Genomic DNA, 18,731 nt, shown 5'->3' with positions numbered 1-18,731 from the left:
GCCTTACTCCTTATTATGGCCGTAAACAGCGGGTTGCGTATAATAATCGATCAACGGCACACAAATATTGGCGAGTAACACGGCAAAAGCGACACCATCAGGATAGCCTCCAAAACTACGGATTAGCCAGACTAAACACCCAATTAATGCGCCATAAATAAGACGTCCACGGTCAGTGGTAGAGGCAGATATCGGATCGGTGGCGATAAAGAATGCGCCAAGCATTGTTGCACCAGAAAATAGGTGGATTACTGGTGACACCAAGCTGTTCGGTGAGAAATACCATCCTACACAGGCACAAAGAGCAAGTGAAAGTAAAAAGCTTACAGGAATATGCCAGCGAATAGTGTTAGTCGCTAATAAGTAAAGTCCACCAAGAAGAAAACCGATATTGATCCATTGCCACCCTTGTCCTGCAATGACGCCATGATAAATAGGTTGTGCGAGAAGATCTTGGGCAGAATGACCCGCACGTAATCCAGTTTTAAAAGTATCAAGCGGGGTGGCCTGACTTACGCCATCGACACCTATTTGTAGCTGTTGAAGGCTTAGCCCAGCCGTGTTATGGCCAGTAAAAATCATTTGCCAAGTTTGAGCAAAATCCAATGTCGAATGTTGCAGCGCCTCCGGGGGTAACCAGCTTGTCATCTGTACTGGGAAAGAAATCAGTAAAACGACATAGCCGACCATCGCCGGGTTAAACGGGTTTTGACCTAATCCACCGTATAATTGCTTAGCGAAAATCATACAAAAAGCGGTACCGATGACAATGACCCACCACGGTGCCAAAGAGGGAATACTCACCCCTAATAACAGAGCGGTAAGTAATGCCGAATTATCAGCAAGTGTCGGTAGAATAGGTTTTTTTCGCAGGTATAGAACGCCTGCTTCACATCCCCATGCGACTAAGATAGCCACACCGATTTGGATGAGATTTCCCCAGCCGAAGTAGTACCATTGCGCAATAACGCCAGGAATAGCAGCAAGCAAAACTAGGGTCATAATACGATTTGTACTACGACGATTATGTGTGTAGGGAGAGCTAGCGATGCGAAATGCCATTTATTCCTCTGATACCGATGTCGGGTGTAATGTCTGAGTAGGGGGTTGCGTTGTTGTAGTGGCCTGTGCTTCACGTTTTGCTTTCGCACGGGCAATGGCTGCGGCGACTGCGGCTTTACGCGGATCGGCTTGTGGCTCAACGGTAGCGTCCTGAGTCAGGTCTTCACTGCTTTGTGCTTCACGTTTTGCCTTCGCACGGGCAATGGCTGCGGCGACCGCGGCTTTACGTGGATCGGTTTGCGGCTCAACGGTAGCGTCCTGAGTCGGGTCTTCGCTGCTTTGTGCTTCACGTTTTGCCTTCGCACGGGCAATGGCTGCGGCGACTGCAGCTTTACGTGGATCGGCTTGTGGCTCAACGCTAGCGTCCTGAGTCGGGTCTTCGCTGCTTTGTGCATCACGTTTTGCTTTCGCACGGGCAACGGCTGCGGCGACCGCGGCCTTACGTGGGTCGGCTTCTGAAGAAGGTAAAGGCTCTACTACAGCATTGACACCAACACTGTTAGCATTTAGCTGGCTATCATAATCATCCGCAGTAATGAATGTTTCCTCTAATACCGATTGGCTTTGTGCCTTTTTTGCTTTGGCGCGAGCTATCGCCGCCGCTACCGCAGCATGACGTGAATCTTCTTCAAGATTAACCGCCTGCTGTTCGGCTTGATATGCTTTCGCTTGTGCTTTACGTGCCGCACGCTGTGCAATCACTGCACGGTTATCGGGGGCTTCAGCAGTGGTAAGCGATGTCTTTTCGGTAGCGGGAGCCTGACGAGCTTTAACACGTTCTAACGCGGCATTAACCTGCTCTTTTTCCGCATGAGTCACCCGCGCCTTAGCGGCGGCGTGGCGAGCTTCACGGGCAAGTTTTTCTTTCTCTAAGCGAGCCTGACGTGCTTCAAAACGTGCTTTGGCTTCTTGTGTACGTTGGGCTTCAATATCGATCGCTAATAACTCGGCTTTTTCTTGTCGATAATATTGAACAAGAGGAATATTACTAGGGCAGACATAAGCACAGGCACCGCATTCTATACAGTCATTTAAATGATATGCACGGGCTTTTTCATGATCGCCTCCTTGGCAATACCAATAAAGTTGCTGCGGTAGTAGACCGGCTGGGCAAGCGTCTGCACAAGCACTACAGCGGATACATCCTTGCTCTTCTTCAGGTTGTCCCATCTCGTGACGACTAGGGGCGAGGAGACAGTTAGAAATTTTAACGATCGGAACATTCAAGGCAGGCAGCGTAAAGCCCATTAAGGGGCCGCCCATAATAACCATCTGATCAGCTTCTGGTTGGAAACCTGCAAAGTTTAGAAGATGTTCAACGGAGGTTCCCAAACGACCCCATACATTGCGTGGATCGCTGAGTGCCTCGCCAGTCAACGTGACAACACGTTCTGTTAATGCTTCACCGTCAATGACTGCACGCTTTACCGCAAAGGCCGTCCCAACATTCTGCATCAGGACACCAATATCCGATGAACGTCCCCCTCTAGGCACCTCGCGACCCGTTAGGATTTTGGTTAACTGCTTCGCTCCCCCTGACGGATATTTAGTCGGGATCACACGTAGAATTATATCACTGGCACGATTAAGCGCTGCAGTTAAGGCGTTAATGGCTTCTGGCTTATTGTCTTCAATACCAATAATGACTTTTTCAGCTTGTAATAACCAACCTAAGATGCGCGAACCTTCAATGACTTCTTCAGCATAATCTTGCATGAGCCGGTCATCAGCGGTGATGTAAGGCTCACACTCTGCACCATTAATGATTAGCGTATTCACGCCGGATAGTGCACTACGCACTTTTGTCGCAGTAGGAAATCCCGCTCCCCCCAAACCGGCTACGCCAGCTTGATGAATACGCTCGACAATATGCTGACGCTCATAGTCTTGATAAGCAGATATCGCTGGCATTTTCTGCCATTCATCAAGGCCGTCTGACTGAATAAAAATAGAAATTTCAGGGAGTGCCGAAGGATGGGCGGTAATATGCGGAGCAATTGCGGTGACGGTACCCGAGGTAGGAGCATGGATAGGTAACATTTTGTCTTGACCAAAGGTCAAAGGTTGCCCGCGCAATACCTTATCACCCACCGAAACTAAAATCTCACCTTCATGACCAATATGCTGTTTTAAAGGTAAGACAAATTGCTCAGGGAGAGGAACCTGAGTTAAGGGGGTGCCAGACGATTGAGACTTCATTTCTGGTGGATGAATACCGCCCTTAAAATCCCAAATTGGCTCGCGGCGTAAACGTGAAAAAAGTTTAAACATGATTATCAACCGGTATCACTCGGACAGGGATCGTATGTAAATCCCACTTCCAATTATCCTGAGTCGTTGGTACTGGACGCATTTCAATGCAATCAGTAGGACAAGGTGCAACACACAGATCGCACCCTGTGCAGAGATCGGTAATGACCGTATGCATCGCACGGGTTGCGCCGACAATGGCATCAACGGGGCAGGCTTGGATACATTTAGTACAGCCTATACAATTACTTTCATCAATCCACGCAATCTGTTTAACAGGTTGCTTCGCGTTTATATCGCCATCAATCGGTTGAGGATCAACGTTTAATAGCTGTGCTATACGAAGCATTGTCTGCTCGCCGCCTGGGGCGCATTTATTGATTAACTCGCCTTGGTTACCGACAGCCTCTGCATAAGGTTTACACCCCGGATAGCCGCACTGACCACATTGACTTTGAGGGAGTAGTTCATCAATTTGTTCAACAATCGGATCTTCTTCAACGTTGAAGCGTCGAGAGGCATAGCCTAACAAGCTCCCAAATCCTAGTCCTAATAAACTGAGTGCGACGATCGCGATACAAATAGCCGTAATCAAAACTTCACCAATCCTGTAAAGCCCATAAATGCCAATGCCATTAACCCTGCGGTGACGAGTGCTATGGACGAACCTTTAAAGGGTGCAGGAACATTGGCCAACACCAGTCGCTCACGAATCCCCGCAAACAGGACCATTACCACAGAAAAACCGAGAGAGGCGCTAAAGCCGTAAACCGCGGCTTGTAGAAAGCTATGATGCAAATTAACGCTCAGTAACGGCACCCCAAGAACGGCACAGTTTGTGGTGATTAATGGCAGGAAGATCCCTAATAACCGATACAGAGAAGGGCTCGTCTTACGCACTACCATTTCAGTAAATTGAACCGTGACGGCAATCACTAAGATATAAGCGAGTGTCCGCAGGTAAACTAAATCCAGTGGGACTAAAATGAGATGATTGACCAACCAAGCGCAAATCGAGGCAAGAGTAATCACGAAGGTCGTTGCCATCCCCATGCCGATTGCCGTCTCAAGTTTTTTTGAAACACCCATAAACGGGCAAAGCCCTAGAAATTTTACTAGCACGAAGTTGTTAACGAAAACAGTGCCAATAAATAAAAGTAGATAATCAGTCATGTATTTGCCATTAGATGAGATCCCCCTACATTATCTGAAAATATAGGGAGTATCTCAATGCAGGAACTTAAATATCACCGCAGGTAGCACTGAGTATTAAATCAGGTTAAAAAGTAACCATCTCATCCTGCTCGTTGTGCGACTTTTTGTTTGAGGGCCTGTTTTTCTTGCTGGGAAAGAAAAGCCATATACAGCCCGTTCTCTTGTGCTTGACCAATCTCTTCGGCAGTCAACCCCGCAGCAGGAGCGGCAATCTCATATTCATGGGCAAGCTCAATACCCTGAACGGCGGGATCATCAGTATTCAACGAGGCCATAACACCGTGTTGTAAAAATTGTTTTAAAGGATGCTGGCGAAGATCGCCAACGGTACTGGTTTGAATATTAGACGTCAGACAGGACTCAATACCGATACCGTGCTCAGCCAGATAATCCATTAATGCAGGATCGTTAACGGCCTTGACACCATGTCCGATTCGTTCAGCACCTAAGTGTTGAATGGCCTGCCAAATACTTTCAGGACCGGCGGCTTCACCGGCATGGACGGTGATATGTAATCCGGCATCGCGCGCGCGCGCGAAATGTTGCATAAAGCGATCACCGGGATATCCCAGTTCGTCACCGGCAAGATCGACGGCCACGATATTATCGCGATGCGCTAAGATCCCAGCAAGTTCTTGTTCACAGGCTTTTTCACCAAAAGTTCTGCTCATAATTCCAATCAGTTTGGCACTTACGCCAAAATCGCGACAACCGGCCTGCACACCATCGATCACTGCCTCAACAACCCCCGCGACGGGTAATTGATGAGTCATCGCCATATAACCGGGTGAAAAACGTAATTCTGTATAATCTATCCCTGCACGCAAAGCATCTTCGATATTTTCATAAGCAACGCGTCGACAGGCATTGAGGTCACCTAACACTTTTACTCCCCAGTCAAGTTTTTGCAAAAAGCTGACTAAATCAGGTTCATTTGACATCACTTGCACATAGGGGCGTAAGCTATCGAGCGTATCAGCAGGCAATCCACAATTAAATGCACGCCCTAAATCGAGAATAGTGCTCGCACGAATATTGCCGTCTAGATGACGGTGAATATCGGTAAGGGGAAGTTGGGTATTAATCATGGTCGACTCTTTATCATTATTAAGGGCTGCATAGTATAAAAACATCATCCGGTTTTATGCCAACGTTTTAATGTTCTATTCAGGGCTTTTCAATAAATGAAGTGAAATTCGTATTTTCGATAAGTAAATTAGATTGAATGGATAAAATATATAGTTAGAATAATAACCGTAGACGTCCAATTGAGAGGTGATGAATATGATGACTGAATTTCTTCGACTCGCGAACGATGAAACATTGTCCCTATTACGAGAAACGCATTGGTATCATCAAGGTCAGCCCTCCGTCAAAGAGTGGCAAATCGTTGATGGGCACGGCCATGTCACCGGAGCAGTTACCCTGCAGGATCGGATGAATTTACGTCGTTCTTACAGTGGTGATTACCGACTGACACAACGCAATTGTGAGGGTGAGATTGTTGTAGATCGCCTTATTAACCTTGTTTAACCGCTTTGTCTCATTGCCTTCCATGCTTCCTTATCTTGTCTGCGGGATGATGGCATGACATGATGGCTCTTCACGCTTATCCTAATTCTCTTTCGGCAATGGATTGTCGGTTAATTTGATGAATTTTCCTTATCAATCCATCTTAATCGAGGGCAGCTATTGTGCGTGCTAGGTAATGCCAAGGCGTAAGGGTAGGGAAATGAGAAATATCATCTTAACATCAGTCAGGATGATAGCTGTCTTGTCGTCGTTAATGATCAGAATTTATCACGAGTGATTAATAAGGTATTCATTCACCGAAATGAGTACCGTTACTGACTTTGCTATAACATGGAGAAAAACTATGAAGCAACGAGCCTTGCTAACTGTGTCGCTAAATTGTGTGGTGTTAGTGGCACTAACGGGCTGTTCATCTTCGCCTACAAAGACAGCGCAACAACGGAATATTGGAATGGCTAATCCTGCTTCCGTCTATTGCTTAGCGCAAAAAGGACGTCTTGATAGTGTCAGTACTACGCTTGGAGTGAGCAGCTTCTGCACGTTACCGAATGGAGAACGTATAGAAGAGTGGGCGTTATTCCATCGTGATCATCCACAACAATAGTTTACTGATAATAAAAACCCCACGAAAGTGGGGTTTTACGTTTAGTTCAGCGTTATTATTGACTGCTGTCCGTCGTGAGGTATTGCTCGATAAATTTTTCTAGCGTCATTTTATCGTCATTTACCGTGACTTGTCCTGCGCTATATTGGAGAGCCGTGCTGATATCGTCGGCATTGGTGGTAGCAAGATGGTAACTCTCACCTAAGGTTGATAATGCATTGATTTGTTGAGCGGCAAACTGATCGGATTGTTCAACGGCAGCGCCTTGAGACTGTGCAATCACGGAAAGTAGCTGGGTTGCCATTGGCTTATTGACCGATAAAGAAGCACTCAGTTGTTTAATGTATGTATCAACAATGGCTGATAATCCCTGATCTGTGATTTGTGCTTTAGCGGGATCATTAAAGTCAACTTTCATTGAAAAATGGCTTTCGCCTTTATCATTTTTAAGACTGAAATTATCGATAGAAAAATGCGGTGAACCTGCCAATAGTGCGGGGATATTTTGTAATACCGTTGTATTCACTTCATTTTGCATGGCTTGCAATTGGTCTTGAGTGGTAACGTGTGCAATATTCGCCATGTTTTTTTGTACAGCGAGGTTGTACTGATCGTAAAAGGTTTTCATCCCGCTAGCACTAAAGTCACTCAACGACAGTTTGAGTGTTGTCGAGCCCAGCGGCAGTTGTTGCCATTCAATTTTGTCGATTTGATAATTTAATTCGCCATTAAGTAAATTGTTATGGCTATCTAAATTTGAACTTCCTTTCACTCCAACGAGTTGTAGCGACGGTTTATGATTGACCGCATAAACAAAATTGTCTGCGGCAATATGTTGTGTCCCGATACGAAGTCCTTCACTGCTTAACTTGCTATCTGAATCAAGGTTAAGATTATTAAGGGTTATTTCCGTTTCGGTGTTGGCCTCGTTATCAAACCCAAGTGTGAGCTTGCCAGCATTAACTTTTAATACAAAGGCTTTGTTCTCAACAGCGGTCGTGAGGGCAATCGTGATCGGATCACTGGATAAGCGACTATCTTCCGTCTGATAGTTCAAGGGTTCAATACGGATAGACGAAGATGTCGATTGGTTATATCCAACACGTGTTTCTGCAGATAAAGGGGTTTTACCTTTAGTGAAGTCGAAAAGCGATTTCACTGTAGGGGTATTCGCAAGTTCGCTATGTATAGAGGCTAAAGCCGGTACTAGGTTGAAATGTTTCAATTGCGCGAGTGGAAAAGGGCCATGACTGATTTTTTCATTAAATACCAGCTCGTCACCCGGCGCTAATAATGCGTTAGCATCACTGGCGGGTAAGCGACTTTTCACGACAAATTGTGTGTTGCTTGAAAAAAGATGACGTTGATACCCTTGGCGAGTCACGAATAACCCTGCCTCTGGAAAGTTCTTAGTCAATTGCTCATTGAGCTGAGCGACAATATCATCAATATGCTGTTCGGCTTTTTTTCCAGTGAACCAGGCGCCAGCAGTCCAGAGGACGCCAATTCCCACGATAACTGCAATAGTAACTTTTGACTTCTTCATAAAATAGTTAGGTCCTTATCGATCCTGATAGCTGGCCAGTGGTCACTGTGAAGGATCTTCTTCAAAGCTACACAACAGTTTTACATGCTTTTACATTCTAACCCCTTAATCTGTCAAGATTCTGTGTAGCACTCTTTCGATTATTACGGCATCTTACTTATTGGCTTCTTCATCTTTTGACTAAAAGAAGCTAATTCAGACATTCCGCATAGAATTAAATGCTACTGACAGTACAAAGAAAAGGGCCAAAAATGAGTGATTTTCGTTACGAGCAGGATTCTATGGGCAAAATTGAGGTCCCCGAAGCTAAACTTTGGGGTGCGCAAACCCAGCGTTCCTTAGCTCATTTTCATATTTCTACTGAAAAAATGCCACCCGCATTGATCCATGCACTGGCTATCACTAAACGGGCGTCAGCGATCGTCAACCAACAGCTCGGATTACTGGATAAAGAAACGGCGAATGCGATTATTGCAGCGGCCGATGAGGTACTTGCAGACAAACATTCTGGTGAGTTTCCGTTAGCCATTTGGCAAACGGGGTCTGGTACACAAACCAATATGAATATGAATGAGGTATTGGCGAATCGTGGGAGTGAAATCCTAGGGGGACCACGAGGGATGTCTCGCCTGATTCATCCCAATGATGATGTCAATAAAAGCCAGAGTTCTAATGATGTATTTCCGACCGCTATGCATATCGCGGCAAAAGTTGCATTAACACACGAACTTTTTCCGGCACTAGAGCGATTAACCACTGAGCTTGCGAAGAAATCAGAACAATTTCACGATATCGTCAAAATTGGGCGCACACATTTACAAGATGCTACACCCTTGACGCTCGGTCAGGAAATTTCCGGTTGGGTCAGTATGCTCAAGTTTTCTCACTCTCATTTACATGCTTGTACTGATCATCTTTCTGAATTAGCCCTTGGTGGTACCGCTGTTGGGACAGGACTCAATACGCACCCGCATTACGCGCGACGGGTAGCTGAAGAAATTTCTTCGTTCACGAGTATCCCCTTCACCTCGGCAGAAAATAAATTTGAAGCATTAGCCACTTGTGATGCGCTTGTCCATCTACACGGCGCTATAAAAGGGCTGGCGGTTTCATTGATGAAGATAGCGAACGATGTACGTTGGCTGGCCAGTGGACCACGCAGTGGGATCGGTGAGCTTAAGATCCCTGAAAATGAACCGGGTAGTTCCATTATGCCGGGAAAAGTCAATCCTACTCAATGTGAAGCATTGACGATGATCTGCGCACAAGTGATGGGTAATGATGTTGCAATTACGGTAGGCGGAGCATCAGGGAATTTTGAGCTTAACGTATTTCGTCCGATGATTATCCATAACCTATTGCAGAGCCTACGCTTATTGGCCGATGGAATGCATAGCTTTACAATACACTGCGCGACAGGTATCGAGCCTGATAGGGCGCGTATTCAACAATTGGTTGAAAACTCATTAATGTTGGTTACCGCGCTTAATCCTCATATTGGTTATGACAAAGCGGCGGAAATTGCTAAAAAAGCCCATCACGAAGGATTAACTCTCAAGGACTCTGCGCTTCAATTAGGCTATTTAACTGAAGCGCAGTTTGAGCAATGGGTCAGACCTGAACAAATGACCGGAGAGAAAACCAACTAATCCTCCTTCCAAAGCCATAGGCGTGGGATGATAAGCGTCGCAGGACGCGCATCCGGCTTATGGCGATGGGTAACGTTTGCCTCGTCATAATCTGTTAAAGTGCCTAATTCTGGACAGGTTTCACCCTCTAGGCAGGTGACAATCAATGGGTTAGGGCAGGCTAGCTGTGTTTGTTTCTGTTGGTCACTCTGCCATACGCGGGCTATCGGTTGTACTTTAACCGGCCGTTTGATTTTTAATTTAGTGTCAGCCGGTAAGGCTTTAATCAGCGCTAACTCTTCTTGGACTTTTTCTGCCCACTCTTCTCGTGTCCACGGTGCACGGGCACGTTTAGCACTCAGACTTTTTTCTAACGTTTGTATTACGTCATCGGGCGTTAAACGCTTAATAACGTGTTTGTTCGCCCAGCCAAAATTAATCGAATCAACGCTTGGCAGTACGGTCAGTGTGCGATAAACATTTAGCGTCAGTAAGCCAGGAAAATGTTGATGAACAAAAGGGAAGCGTGCGGCAGCGGGAAGCTCAGCATCTACCGTCACCAACTGCTGAAAATACTGTTTAGCTTGATTTATTCTTTCACTCAGTAAGGTAAGGCTATTTTGCTGTTGTGCCGTGACGTTTAAACAGAGTGCGCCAGGTAATCGGGTCGCGCTACGCGTACTTTTCTTTTCAGATTGTTGTTGTAAATAGAGATGAGCGTAATGCTGTACCGCGAGTTGCCGAGCCTTATTGCCCAATTGCTGCTCAACATGAATGGTTGGGGTGGGGGTGAGCTCTTCTCCCTTATGTATGGGCGGCAGAACGAAAACACGAGCCATCATTAAGCGACTCTCGCTGATTATTTGACAGAATTGCAGCAAATCCTGCTCAATGCAGTTGAGCGTCTCACGCATATCTTCGACAAGGGAATATCGCATCACAATCCTTAGTTACAACATACTATAATCATAAAATCTTACCGTGCTTCGGTGACCAATACAAGTCTTCGGTTGAACAGAACAAAACTTAATGTGCGATGAATCTCTGGTAGCCTTCTTCTCAGACCGAGTTTTTGTTACAGTATAAAGGTTCAGCATAAACGTTCTTATTTCTGATGTGACGAGGCTTTAGATGTTAGATTATCGTTTTCCAACCGCGCTACAAATGGTTCTCAGTGTGGCAATGTCTGAAGAACAAGGAAAACGTTCGACTAGCAATACTCTTGCAAACGGCGCTGAAGCCAATCCTAGTTTAATTCGTAAACTCATGGTTCCGCTAACCCGTGAGGGTATTTTCATCACTACTTTAGGGCGAACAGGCTCAATACATCTTGCACGTTCTGCTGATAAAATTTCACTGTGTGATATTTATATGGCGGTGACTGATGAAAAAAAATTATTAAATTCTCGCCCTGATGTGAAAAAACCTTGTTGTATAGTCAGTGCCAACGTCTGCTGGTACTTCAAACAGATTGCTGAAGAAGCGGAACAAGCCTCCCTACAAGTATTGGCAAAGCACACCGTTGCTGATGCACTTCAAGCCCTAAAACAGGGTAAAGACCTGGCACATCAATATACGAGCTGATAGCGCAGCGAGAATAAAGTGTAACTTTAAAGGTTGCATTTAATCAGGTTAGGGTGCATTATTTAATGCAACTAAAACAGATACACTTTCTCTAGGAGTCGCTGATGAATGGTTCTTTCTTTGATGATTTAATTCATTGGATCGATAGCCATATCGAGAACCGCTTAAACTTAGATATGGTCGCTGATCGTGCCGGCTATTCAAAATGGCACCTACAACGTATGTTTAAAGAGCATACCGGTCATTCTTTAGGCGAGTACATCAGAACAAAAAAACTCGAAAAGTCAGCCTGCCGATTAACACATTCGGATGAGCCTATTTTGTCCGTTGCGATTTCTATGGGGTTTGATTCTCAGCAATCTTTTAACCGTAGTTTTAAACGTCAATATGGTATGGCACCGGGTACTTGGCGACGTAATGCCGCTCCTGTTCAAACAATGCACTAATTTTTATCGTTGACCGCCTGATGACAAGGCGGTGTTTCCTGCCTTAATCGCATTTCTGATGACTCTCTGCTAAACTTTCACCACGATTTCTCGACATTTAAACATTTATGCAGAGTAAAAAAATGCGTCCCGTGATCATTATGATCATGTTATTAATTGGTGTATTCATCAAATATTGGCACACGCCATCATCGTCACACCACAGCGCTGCACCTTCATTTTCCCCACAAAATTCCAGTACTCCTACTCCTACTGCCACTGACGTTAATACCGATCCACTCACTGTTGCTCATTACCTTCAGGCTCATCAACGGTTGCCAGATTTTTATATTCGTAAAGGCGAGGCTCGTCGCCAAGGTTGGATTGCGGCGAAGGGAAATTTATGTGAGGTACTACCTGGTCGTGTTATTGGTGGTGATCGATTTTCTAATCGTGAAGGTCAACTACCTAACGCATCTGGACGTGTTTGGCAGGAGGCGGATGTAAACTTTCGTTGTGGGCACCGCAATAGTGATCGATTGTTGTTTTCTTCCGATGGTCTGATTTACCTAACCACCGATCACTACCATAGTTTTCAACAGGTACCCTAAATGTTTACGCTCCATTTTAACTGTCAAACTATTCATTCTCGGGATGATTTTTATCGGCAACTTTGTCAGCAATATCAGACAAATCAACCCTTTGGATACTCACTTGATGCATTATGGGACTGGCTGACTGGTGAACTACCGTTACCTCTTACTTGCCATTTCCATAATTTGCAAAGCTATCCTTTATCCGCCGAACAACCCTTAGCCGCTATTATCGAGTTATTGCAAGAGGCTAGGGCGGAGCAACCTGAGCTTTATCATATTGTTATCAACTAATGCCTAAGCTTAAAGTGTGCCCACATCAGTGGGCACCGAACTGATACTAGGTGATTGATCGCATCACGCAACCGTCATCTCGCCAATAACTCTCCTGATTATTGCCTTTGTACGAAAGGGTGTTCATCACAACGCTAAGGTTTTCACTATTCAGCGGCTGTTGCTGGTGATCCTTAAGGCTAATCACTGAAGGGAGGCTCATTAACTCGCCTTTTTCATCAAAATGCCATGCAAGTTCTACCGTTACCCCTAACGCTAAAGACGTGATCACTCGTCGATTCGGTATTAAAGTAAATAGCGGGGATGCAATAGCCCTCGGATGCGAGCTACATCGGTAACCCATCGATATCGGGCCAGTTATTATTTGTTGAGTATGAAGTATCCCTTGATACGGAGGACTAAGCAGAACTTGTTGTAGGTAGCCTTCTTTTTGTATTGGTCCATACCATCGTTCGGGGGCAGTAGTACCGATATTTCCCGATATGATCGATTGCTCTAACAGATATTGTTCATCGACTAACGCATACAGTAAGGCTCCCACACTAGTCACATGTTTACCATTATCGAGCTTTCCTTGTGCGCAAAAAGGTAATCCCGAATGTATGGGCAATTCTGTCAGTAGACAAGTATGAAGCGAGGGCTGTTTAAAAGGATGTTGAAAAACAGCGAGTGCCATAACTTGCCCGCTTAACAGCATAACATCGCACTGATTATCTGTGACAGTGTCACTAATTATTCTGAGTAGTTGACTTAGTCGACATTCATCACTTTCCAAAAACTCAGTTAGTGTGCCAAATGAAAATTCGATGCACCACTGAGATAATTCAAAATAGGCATTGCCAGACGTAAAGCTGGACATTTTTTCCCTCAGTGTCGATTCGATAAAATACATACAATCGTCACCGGTTAGTCGGTTAACTCGACAGAAATAGCGCTCTTCCGCCAGTTGATAACGCGCTAAAATATCATGCACCACCGGTAGAAAAAGATGCCGGACAATATACTGTCGCCACGTACTGTCTCCTTCATCACTTTTATCTCGGCTAAATAGTCGCTCTAAATGGGTTTCAACCGAGGACAATCCTTGCTGTTTGAGATGACAGATCAGTTGAGGAAATAAAAAATAATTGATGACATCTTCCAATACACTATCGCCAGCTAAAGTAAAACCTTGCCGTAATAGGACTCTAGGGGAAAGGGCAAGCGTACCGACATCCTGAGGATGCAAACAGCGAAATTCAGTAATGGCAAGATCAGTCGTCCCGCCGCCAACATCAATGAGTCCGACTCGTAAATGATTCGTTTTAGGGTGGCGATGGTAACGAGCAATTAATGCCGTGACGGAATACTCACGTAATTGTTGCCATAGCCAAACTATTTGCCCACAACAAGCCTCGTCCCACGGGAAGACCATCTCAATGTCGTGGGCAGTGATCGGGAAAAAATCAGGTTGCGTTGTTTGTAACAGTATCAACGCTTGTCGTGCAAGCTGCTCAAAACGCTGTTTCTCTAATTGGGTAAAATTTACCGGTAAGGTAAAAATCACACGACGTAAATAACGCGGTTCATCGGCAGCACTATGGCGTTGTCGATAGCGCTGGCTATTAATTTGTATCGCTATCTGATTGAAAAGTTCTGTCAGTAAGAAAGCGAAGAGGGTTGCACGGGAAAATTGTGGGATAAACATTGGGATACGTTCAGCCAACGGTAACTCGCTTAATAACGTACCATAATCATCAAGTAGCAAGCTAAAAGGATGGTCAATGGCGGAAAAATCTGCGTGATGCGCTTGTGCGGCATTAAACCATGTGAAGCGCGAGGGGTTATCATCCCACAAATAGCGCCGTGGGCTCGTTATCCCTTGATATTGTAAATCGAAATGTGATTGTCCATTAAGACGATGGGCTTCAGGGCCTATACGTACTGGCGAGAGCCATTGAAATGCATCCAGTCGACCACTTAATGAGGATAATCCTCGATCTCCAAAAGGTGCAGTACAAAAATTCATTTCGCTGCTAAAAAGCGAAGCGGGTGTATTAGTCGGGCAACTCAGATCGCGGATCACCAGTTCACTACATAGTGCAAGGGGATTGGAGTAGTCAGTTCCCGTCTCATATAACACACCACAACTATTTGTATTACCCAGATCGATAATCGCGGTAACGGCCACGCTGGTATCTTGAGAATGCGGCTGTCGCAATACGATAGGGCGTGGCTGAACATGCTGTGCTAAATAACGAATAAGCGTGGTGTAGTGTGCTTGCCAAATAAAAGTTGGATAGTCGGCACGATGAGGATGGCTCTGCACGACGGTTTCCATCCAAGCACTCATCCATTGCTGTTCAATAAAATGCTGCCAGCGTTGTGGCTGTTGGCAAAGGGTAAATTGCTGTCCTTGTTGAATATCGGATAGACTCGGTTGGGTCATGTTTTCATGGCAACTGACACGAGTATCAAAAGCAAAAGTGATCGCCCAACCCTGTGGAACTGTCGGGCTTTCGGTTAAGAAGGCTCTTGCCCAATTAGTGGGACGCAGACCTTCACTTTGCGTCGTGCTATGCAAAAAAGGGATGGGTAACCAATGGTTTTGTAAGTAGTGTAAGGAGTGCTGTAGAGAAAAAAAATACTCCGGCCTTACCCACTCGGCGGGACTCTCTTCTGTTGGACGGTAAACATAATGTCCGGATGACTCGCGCATCACCTCCCGAAGCGGCCCACCGACCTTAGCGCGAATAAAAGCGGCGTCAGGATATAGTGGATCGATAACAAATGATTGGTCAATAAATTGAACCCCCGAGTTGACGAACAGTACATGGGGTTGTTGGCCTAACGTTGACATTATGTTCCCTCACGGTAAAGCGTCATTGGCAGGGATGATGAGGCATTTTTTTTCCACTGACATTCAGTATTAGGTTGGCTTTTTTCACACAGAATGGTGGTCGCAGGGAGGGTAAGTTGCCCCTGACAGGTACTACGCGCTGTTACTATGGCTAACTGCCCAGCGGAAGAAAAGGAGGCATGGCTTTGCGTGACGCAATGTTGCGATCCAGACCTTAGGATGGTTTTTGCCTTACCGTGACGAAAATCAAAAGTAAAACGAGTTGTATGATTATTCTCCTGCACCTCCGCATACCAAATCCCATCAAGAAATGATGTACTGCCTTGGTAACGTGCTGCCGTCGGGATCATCAAAGCCTGTTTCGTCTTTTTAGCTTTTACTTCCGCCAATTGGGGAGCAGGAGCCTGATATTTGGCAGGTTGAACGGGTAAATTATGCGTGATGGTGGTTAAATTCTGCATTATTACTGCCATATCGTCCGATTTAGCAATCTGAGCAACCTCTTTACTATCATCTTGATGCGGTATAGTGAACACCGATTGGTGATAAAACCCCCATGCCGTAGCAGCGAGGATGACAGCAAGGAGTCCGTTACGAAGCGCTATTTTGTGACACCGACGGTGTTGAGCGGATGGCTGAGGCACGCTAACCGGAGGCGAGGGAACAGCCTGCGTTTCGCTTAATGAATCGTAGCACTGACGAAAGTCGACCGTTCGCTGATCCGTGCCGTAATAGCCCCAGTAAAGTAATACTGGCTGCTGATTAATCAGGAATATTGTCTCGATGGAAGGAATGAGAGTCAGGCTTTTCAATATTTGATCAATGAAGGATAGTGACCTTTTAGCCTGTTTAGGTAATGCCAGACGTAAGCGTTCGATGGCATCAGTCATGGCAATCAACTGCTGTAACCCACTTAATTTCTGTGCCGTGGATGCTTCTTGCCATGGGGTAAGTGTCTCGAAACGGGTATCATAAAACCATTGCGCTTTATCAGCGTGTGAAGAAAAAACGGGTTGAGCAAAGTATCGACTGATCCCCTCTAAACCGTATTCAGTGAGTAGCTGACGAATCTGTGCGGCATAACGCCCGATGGGCATACCTTTAACCTTTACTGCGATAAATTCCTCGCCACTGCCAGCCTGTAATCCAATCCTAACCATAAGTTATCTCTGCGAATAGTCGTGCAAAATTAATAACGTATGTTACGTTTAGCGTTAAGTGATTTATGTTATGAATAGAGGGTGTTTAGTCAGCGTAACGACTCTTTTACTGAAATAATTAGGCTTATTGTTATGATGTGGCTGATAAAAGTGGTCGTAATTATGATCAGAATAAGAGTACCGCTGCAGTCACTAGGACGGTATATCAATAGGGAGCAATTTATTCTTATTCTCCTAGAAAAAACGAGAGGATCGACTACGAGATCCTCCCGTTAAAATTTTATTCAAAGGCATAGTGAACAGTCAGACCCTCTGAGAAGTTTCTGCAAGGTGTGGGTCCATAATAACGCCCATTACCTTCGTTCACGATGACCGAGCCGATATAGCGACGCCGCGTTTGTCCGGCATTCTTATAGGTTGAACGGCCATCATTATTATTGATAACAATTTCGTTATCAGTATTCATTTGGAACACTGCCGCAGTGAGAAGTCCTAACCCTATCCGTTTCTTACTGCCCACTTAAACAGGCTTTAGTGCCAAGTTAAGACTAGGGCTGCCATCAGGGCGATAGGCCGGTCCACGTTGCGAGATTCAAACTATCGCTTAACTCACGTGTGTAATGAACACCAGCCTGTGTTTGATTAACGTTTTTACGCGCATTATAAAGTAATACGTTACGCGCGACTTGATAGGGATTACTTTCCCACATTTTGTCGATTGGCAATTTGTAAACCGGGCACGCCAGAAAGGCCTTCAGAGTGTCGTGCTTGGTGTCAGTCATCGCCGCAGATAATGCTGATCGCAGCAGAAGTATCTAGTTCAGAAAGGAATTGGTCCGCTGGGCTTGAAATAATTAATGTTTCAGAGGGTTGAGGAGCCAGTGAGGTCATCATTGGAACACAGGTGACTACTGCATAAATGATCCTGCTATTCATAATAGTCCCTAGGGTGAATCATAGGTGCAACAAAACATGTCAATACTTTACAATTTAATAAATAACTTAATAAAAAATTTCCCACAGGCATGCTAAGGATTATTTCGGGGAAGTTTGCACTACACTGAAATAAATCGATTAAGGAAAAAACTATGCAAACGAAGATAAACACGGTCGCAGTACTAGGTTTAGGGGCAATTGGGCACGCTTTTGCTGTGAATTTGGCTAAAAAATCTTTTAACTTACGCGCTTGGAACCGCAGTGAGGAAAAGGGCAGCGATTTAGTACAGTACGGCGCAACGGTGTCTAAAACACCTGCTCAAGCCGTTGAGGGTAGTCAGGCCGTTATCCTTATGCTGGCAAATGCCGAAATCACCTTAGATGTCGTCACTCAAACACTCGCTTCACTCGACAATAACGCGATTGTTATTCAGATGGGGACTATTGGTATAGATGCGACGCAACAACTGAATAAGTTGTTGCAAGAAAAAAGGCCTGATGTAACTTTTATCGATGCACCCGTTTCTGGGACTAAGCAGCCAGCAGAGATGGCACAAATTGCTATCCTCGCCAGCGGTAATCCTGATGCGCAACCTGTGGTTGCACCGGTTTTCGATGCTATCGGAAAAGTGACGCATTGGTTAGGTGACGTTGGGGCGGGTAGTGCAATGAAGCTGGTCGTCAATAGCTGGCTAATCGGCATGGTACAGAGCTTGGCAGAAAGCCAATGTTTAGCCTCACAGCTTGGTTTTACTCCCGAAACCTTATGGTCGGTGCTTGAAGGAGGGCCTTTAGCCGCTCCGTATGCGAAGAACAAATTAGCGATGATCAGTGAAGGGACATTTACTCCGCAAATGCAGCTAAAGTGGGCGTTGAAAGATGCAAAACTGGCGGCTACGGCGGGAGAGGCAGGGCAAACACCCAATCTACAATCAATTACGGAGATCTGGCAATCTGCGGTAGATGCTGGCTTTGGTGAAAAAGATCTTTCTGTTATTGCTCAGTATCTTGCTCAACAGTAAAAAATAAGGCGATCACTTTTCTGTGATCGCCATACTGCGA

18 protein-coding genes and 1 pseudogene are annotated in these 18,731 nt (G+C 45.4%); 8 read left to right on the top strand and 11 right to left on the bottom strand.

Features of this window, described 5'->3' with window-relative positions:
- Positions 1 to 3 precede the first annotated feature (3 nt).
- The 5 genes from rsxD to add all read right to left on the bottom strand — a co-directional run bounded on the left by rsxD (position 4) and on the right by add (position 5,615).
- Positions 4 to 1,062: an electron transport complex subunit RsxD gene (rsxD, locus tag HGT73_RS03645; RefSeq protein ID WP_214212306.1), complete on the bottom strand. Its 1,059-nt coding sequence runs from the start codon at positions 1,060 to 1,062 to the stop codon at positions 4 to 6.
- A complete protein-coding gene (rsxC, locus tag HGT73_RS03640) occupies positions 1,063 to 3,333 on the bottom strand; it encodes an electron transport complex subunit RsxC (protein WP_214212305.1) in 2,271 nt (756 codons plus the stop codon).
- A complete protein-coding gene (rsxB, locus tag HGT73_RS03635) occupies positions 3,326 to 3,904 on the bottom strand; it encodes an electron transport complex subunit RsxB (protein WP_214212502.1) in 579 nt (192 codons plus the stop codon). The genes rsxC and rsxB overlap by 8 nt, the downstream gene beginning before the upstream one ends.
- The gene (gene rsxA, locus HGT73_RS03630; RefSeq protein WP_214212304.1) at positions 3,904 to 4,485 is read right to left on the bottom strand and encodes an electron transport complex subunit RsxA; all 582 of its coding nucleotides are present in this window, start codon (positions 4,483 to 4,485) and stop codon (positions 3,904 to 3,906) included. The genes rsxB and rsxA overlap by 1 nt, the downstream gene beginning before the upstream one ends.
- A 122-nt stretch (positions 4,486 to 4,607) precedes the next feature.
- On the bottom strand, positions 4,608 to 5,615 hold the full coding sequence (gene add / locus HGT73_RS03625) for an adenosine deaminase (protein WP_214212303.1): 1,008 nt from the start codon (positions 5,613 to 5,615) through the stop codon (positions 4,608 to 4,610).
- Positions 5,616 to 5,811: 196 nt separating this feature from the next.
- On the opposite strand from add, the gene HGT73_RS03620 reads away from it, so the two are divergent.
- Together HGT73_RS03620 and HGT73_RS03615 are read left to right on the top strand one after the other, a co-directional pair.
- Positions 5,812 to 6,060, top strand: a complete 249-nt coding sequence (locus HGT73_RS03620) for a hypothetical protein (RefSeq protein ID WP_214212302.1) — start codon at positions 5,812 to 5,814, stop codon at positions 6,058 to 6,060.
- Between the two features lie 343 nt (positions 6,061 to 6,403).
- Positions 6,404 to 6,664, top strand: coding sequence for a putative hemolysin (locus HGT73_RS03615; RefSeq protein ID WP_214212301.1), 261 nt, complete (start codon positions 6,404 to 6,406; stop codon positions 6,662 to 6,664).
- A 55-nt stretch (positions 6,665 to 6,719) separates the two neighbouring features.
- Here the strand turns inward: HGT73_RS03615 and HGT73_RS03610 are convergent, their stop codons facing one another.
- Positions 6,720 to 8,210 (bottom strand): YdgA family protein, encoded by a 1,491-nt coding sequence (locus HGT73_RS03610; RefSeq protein ID WP_214212300.1) that lies wholly within the window; start codon positions 8,208 to 8,210, stop codon positions 6,720 to 6,722.
- A gap of 251 nt (positions 8,211 to 8,461) precedes the next feature.
- Between HGT73_RS03610 and fumC the strand changes: the two genes are divergently transcribed.
- Complete coding sequence (gene fumC, locus HGT73_RS03605; protein WP_214212299.1) at positions 8,462 to 9,859, top strand: class II fumarate hydratase; 1,398 nt, start codon at positions 8,462 to 8,464, stop codon at positions 9,857 to 9,859.
- Here the strand turns inward: fumC and tus are convergent.
- Complete coding sequence (gene tus, locus HGT73_RS03600) at positions 9,856 to 10,779, bottom strand: DNA replication terminus site-binding protein (protein WP_214212298.1); 924 nt, start codon at positions 10,777 to 10,779, stop codon at positions 9,856 to 9,858. The genes fumC and tus overlap by 4 nt on opposite strands.
- Positions 10,780 to 10,969: 190 nt before the next feature.
- On the opposite strand from tus, the gene HGT73_RS03595 reads away from it, so the two are divergent.
- The 4 genes from HGT73_RS03595 (at position 10,970) to HGT73_RS03580 (ending at position 12,734) form a co-directional block, all read left to right on the top strand.
- The gene (locus tag HGT73_RS03595; RefSeq protein ID WP_214212297.1) at positions 10,970 to 11,422 is read left to right on the top strand and encodes an RrF2 family transcriptional regulator; all 453 of its coding nucleotides are present in this window, start codon (positions 10,970 to 10,972) and stop codon (positions 11,420 to 11,422) included.
- Positions 11,423 to 11,526: 104 nt separating this feature from the next.
- Positions 11,527 to 11,868 carry a helix-turn-helix domain-containing protein gene (locus HGT73_RS03590; protein WP_407073139.1) on the top strand — a complete coding sequence of 114 codons (342 nt, stop codon included), beginning with the start codon at positions 11,527 to 11,529 and terminating at the stop codon, positions 11,866 to 11,868.
- A 122-nt stretch (positions 11,869 to 11,990) separates the two neighbouring features.
- Entirely contained in the window at positions 11,991 to 12,458 is a 468-nt protein-coding gene (locus HGT73_RS03585; RefSeq protein WP_214212296.1) for a ribonuclease domain-containing protein, read from the top strand.
- Positions 12,459 to 12,734 (top strand): barstar family protein, encoded by a 276-nt coding sequence (locus HGT73_RS03580; RefSeq protein ID WP_214212295.1) that lies wholly within the window; start codon positions 12,459 to 12,461, stop codon positions 12,732 to 12,734.
- 46 nt (positions 12,735 to 12,780) lie between these two features.
- On the opposite strand, the gene HGT73_RS03575 is transcribed toward HGT73_RS03580, so the two are convergent.
- The 4 genes and pseudogenes from HGT73_RS03575 to HGT73_RS03560 form a co-directional block, all read right to left on the bottom strand.
- Entirely contained in the window at positions 12,781 to 15,573 is a 2,793-nt protein-coding gene (locus tag HGT73_RS03575) for a virulence factor SrfB (RefSeq protein ID WP_214212294.1), read from the bottom strand.
- Positions 15,573 to 16,733 (bottom strand): hypothetical protein, encoded by a 1,161-nt coding sequence (locus HGT73_RS03570; RefSeq protein WP_214212293.1) that lies wholly within the window; start codon positions 16,731 to 16,733, stop codon positions 15,573 to 15,575. The genes HGT73_RS03575 and HGT73_RS03570 overlap by 1 nt, the downstream gene beginning before the upstream one ends.
- Before the next feature lie 280 nt (positions 16,734 to 17,013).
- A pseudogene (locus HGT73_RS03565) lies at positions 17,014 to 17,307 on the bottom strand (hypothetical protein); the annotation flags it as partial.
- A 200-nt stretch (positions 17,308 to 17,507) separates the two neighbouring features.
- A complete protein-coding gene (locus tag HGT73_RS03560; RefSeq protein WP_214212292.1) occupies positions 17,508 to 17,669 on the bottom strand; it encodes a hypothetical protein in 162 nt (53 codons plus the stop codon).
- A 152-nt stretch (positions 17,670 to 17,821) separates the two neighbouring features.
- Between HGT73_RS03560 and HGT73_RS03555 the strand changes: the two genes are divergently transcribed.
- The gene (locus HGT73_RS03555; RefSeq protein ID WP_214212291.1) at positions 17,822 to 18,691 is read left to right on the top strand and encodes an NAD(P)-dependent oxidoreductase; all 870 of its coding nucleotides are present in this window, start codon (positions 17,822 to 17,824) and stop codon (positions 18,689 to 18,691) included.
- Positions 18,692 to 18,731: the final 40 nt, after the last annotated feature.

Source organism: Rosenbergiella australiborealis (assembly GCF_018494035.1).
In the GTDB taxonomy this organism is placed as follows: domain Bacteria; phylum Pseudomonadota; class Gammaproteobacteria; order Enterobacterales; family Enterobacteriaceae; genus Rosenbergiella; species Rosenbergiella australiborealis.
Note: the sequence above shows the minus strand (reverse complement) of the source record. Positions and strands in the feature narration are given on the sequence as shown.

Coding starts and splice junctions, on each gene's coding strand:
- HGT73_RS03620 (WP_214212302.1), top strand. CDS start 5,812: ATGATGACTGAATTTCTTCGACTCGCGAACGATGAAACATTGTCCCTA.
- HGT73_RS03575 (WP_214212294.1), bottom strand. CDS start 15,573: ATGTCAACGTTAGGCCAACAACCCCATGTACTGTTCGTCAACTCGGGG.
- HGT73_RS03580 (WP_214212295.1), top strand. CDS start 12,459: ATGTTTACGCTCCATTTTAACTGTCAAACTATTCATTCTCGGGATGAT.
- rsxA (WP_214212304.1), bottom strand. CDS start 4,485: ATGACTGATTATCTACTTTTATTTATTGGCACTGTTTTCGTTAACAAC.
- rsxC (WP_214212305.1), bottom strand. CDS start 3,333: ATGTTTAAACTTTTTTCACGTTTACGCCGCGAGCCAATTTGGGATTTT.
- HGT73_RS03560 (WP_214212292.1), bottom strand. CDS start 17,669: ATGAATAGCAGGATCATTTATGCAGTAGTCACCTGTGTTCCAATGATG.
- HGT73_RS03570 (WP_214212293.1), bottom strand. CDS start 16,733: ATGGTTAGGATTGGATTACAGGCTGGCAGTGGCGAGGAATTTATCGCA.
- HGT73_RS03610 (WP_214212300.1), bottom strand. CDS start 8,210: ATGAAGAAGTCAAAAGTTACTATTGCAGTTATCGTGGGAATTGGCGTC.
- HGT73_RS03590 (WP_407073139.1), top strand. CDS start 11,527: ATGAATGGTTCTTTCTTTGATGATTTAATTCATTGGATCGATAGCCAT.
- HGT73_RS03555 (WP_214212291.1), top strand. CDS start 17,822: ATGCAAACGAAGATAAACACGGTCGCAGTACTAGGTTTAGGGGCAATT.
- HGT73_RS03595 (WP_214212297.1), top strand. CDS start 10,970: ATGTTAGATTATCGTTTTCCAACCGCGCTACAAATGGTTCTCAGTGTG.
- rsxD (WP_214212306.1), bottom strand. CDS start 1,062: ATGGCATTTCGCATCGCTAGCTCTCCCTACACACATAATCGTCGTAGT.
- HGT73_RS03615 (WP_214212301.1), top strand. CDS start 6,404: ATGAAGCAACGAGCCTTGCTAACTGTGTCGCTAAATTGTGTGGTGTTA.
- add (WP_214212303.1), bottom strand. CDS start 5,615: ATGATTAATACCCAACTTCCCCTTACCGATATTCACCGTCATCTAGAC.
- HGT73_RS03585 (WP_214212296.1), top strand. CDS start 11,991: ATGCGTCCCGTGATCATTATGATCATGTTATTAATTGGTGTATTCATC.
- fumC (WP_214212299.1), top strand. CDS start 8,462: ATGAGTGATTTTCGTTACGAGCAGGATTCTATGGGCAAAATTGAGGTC.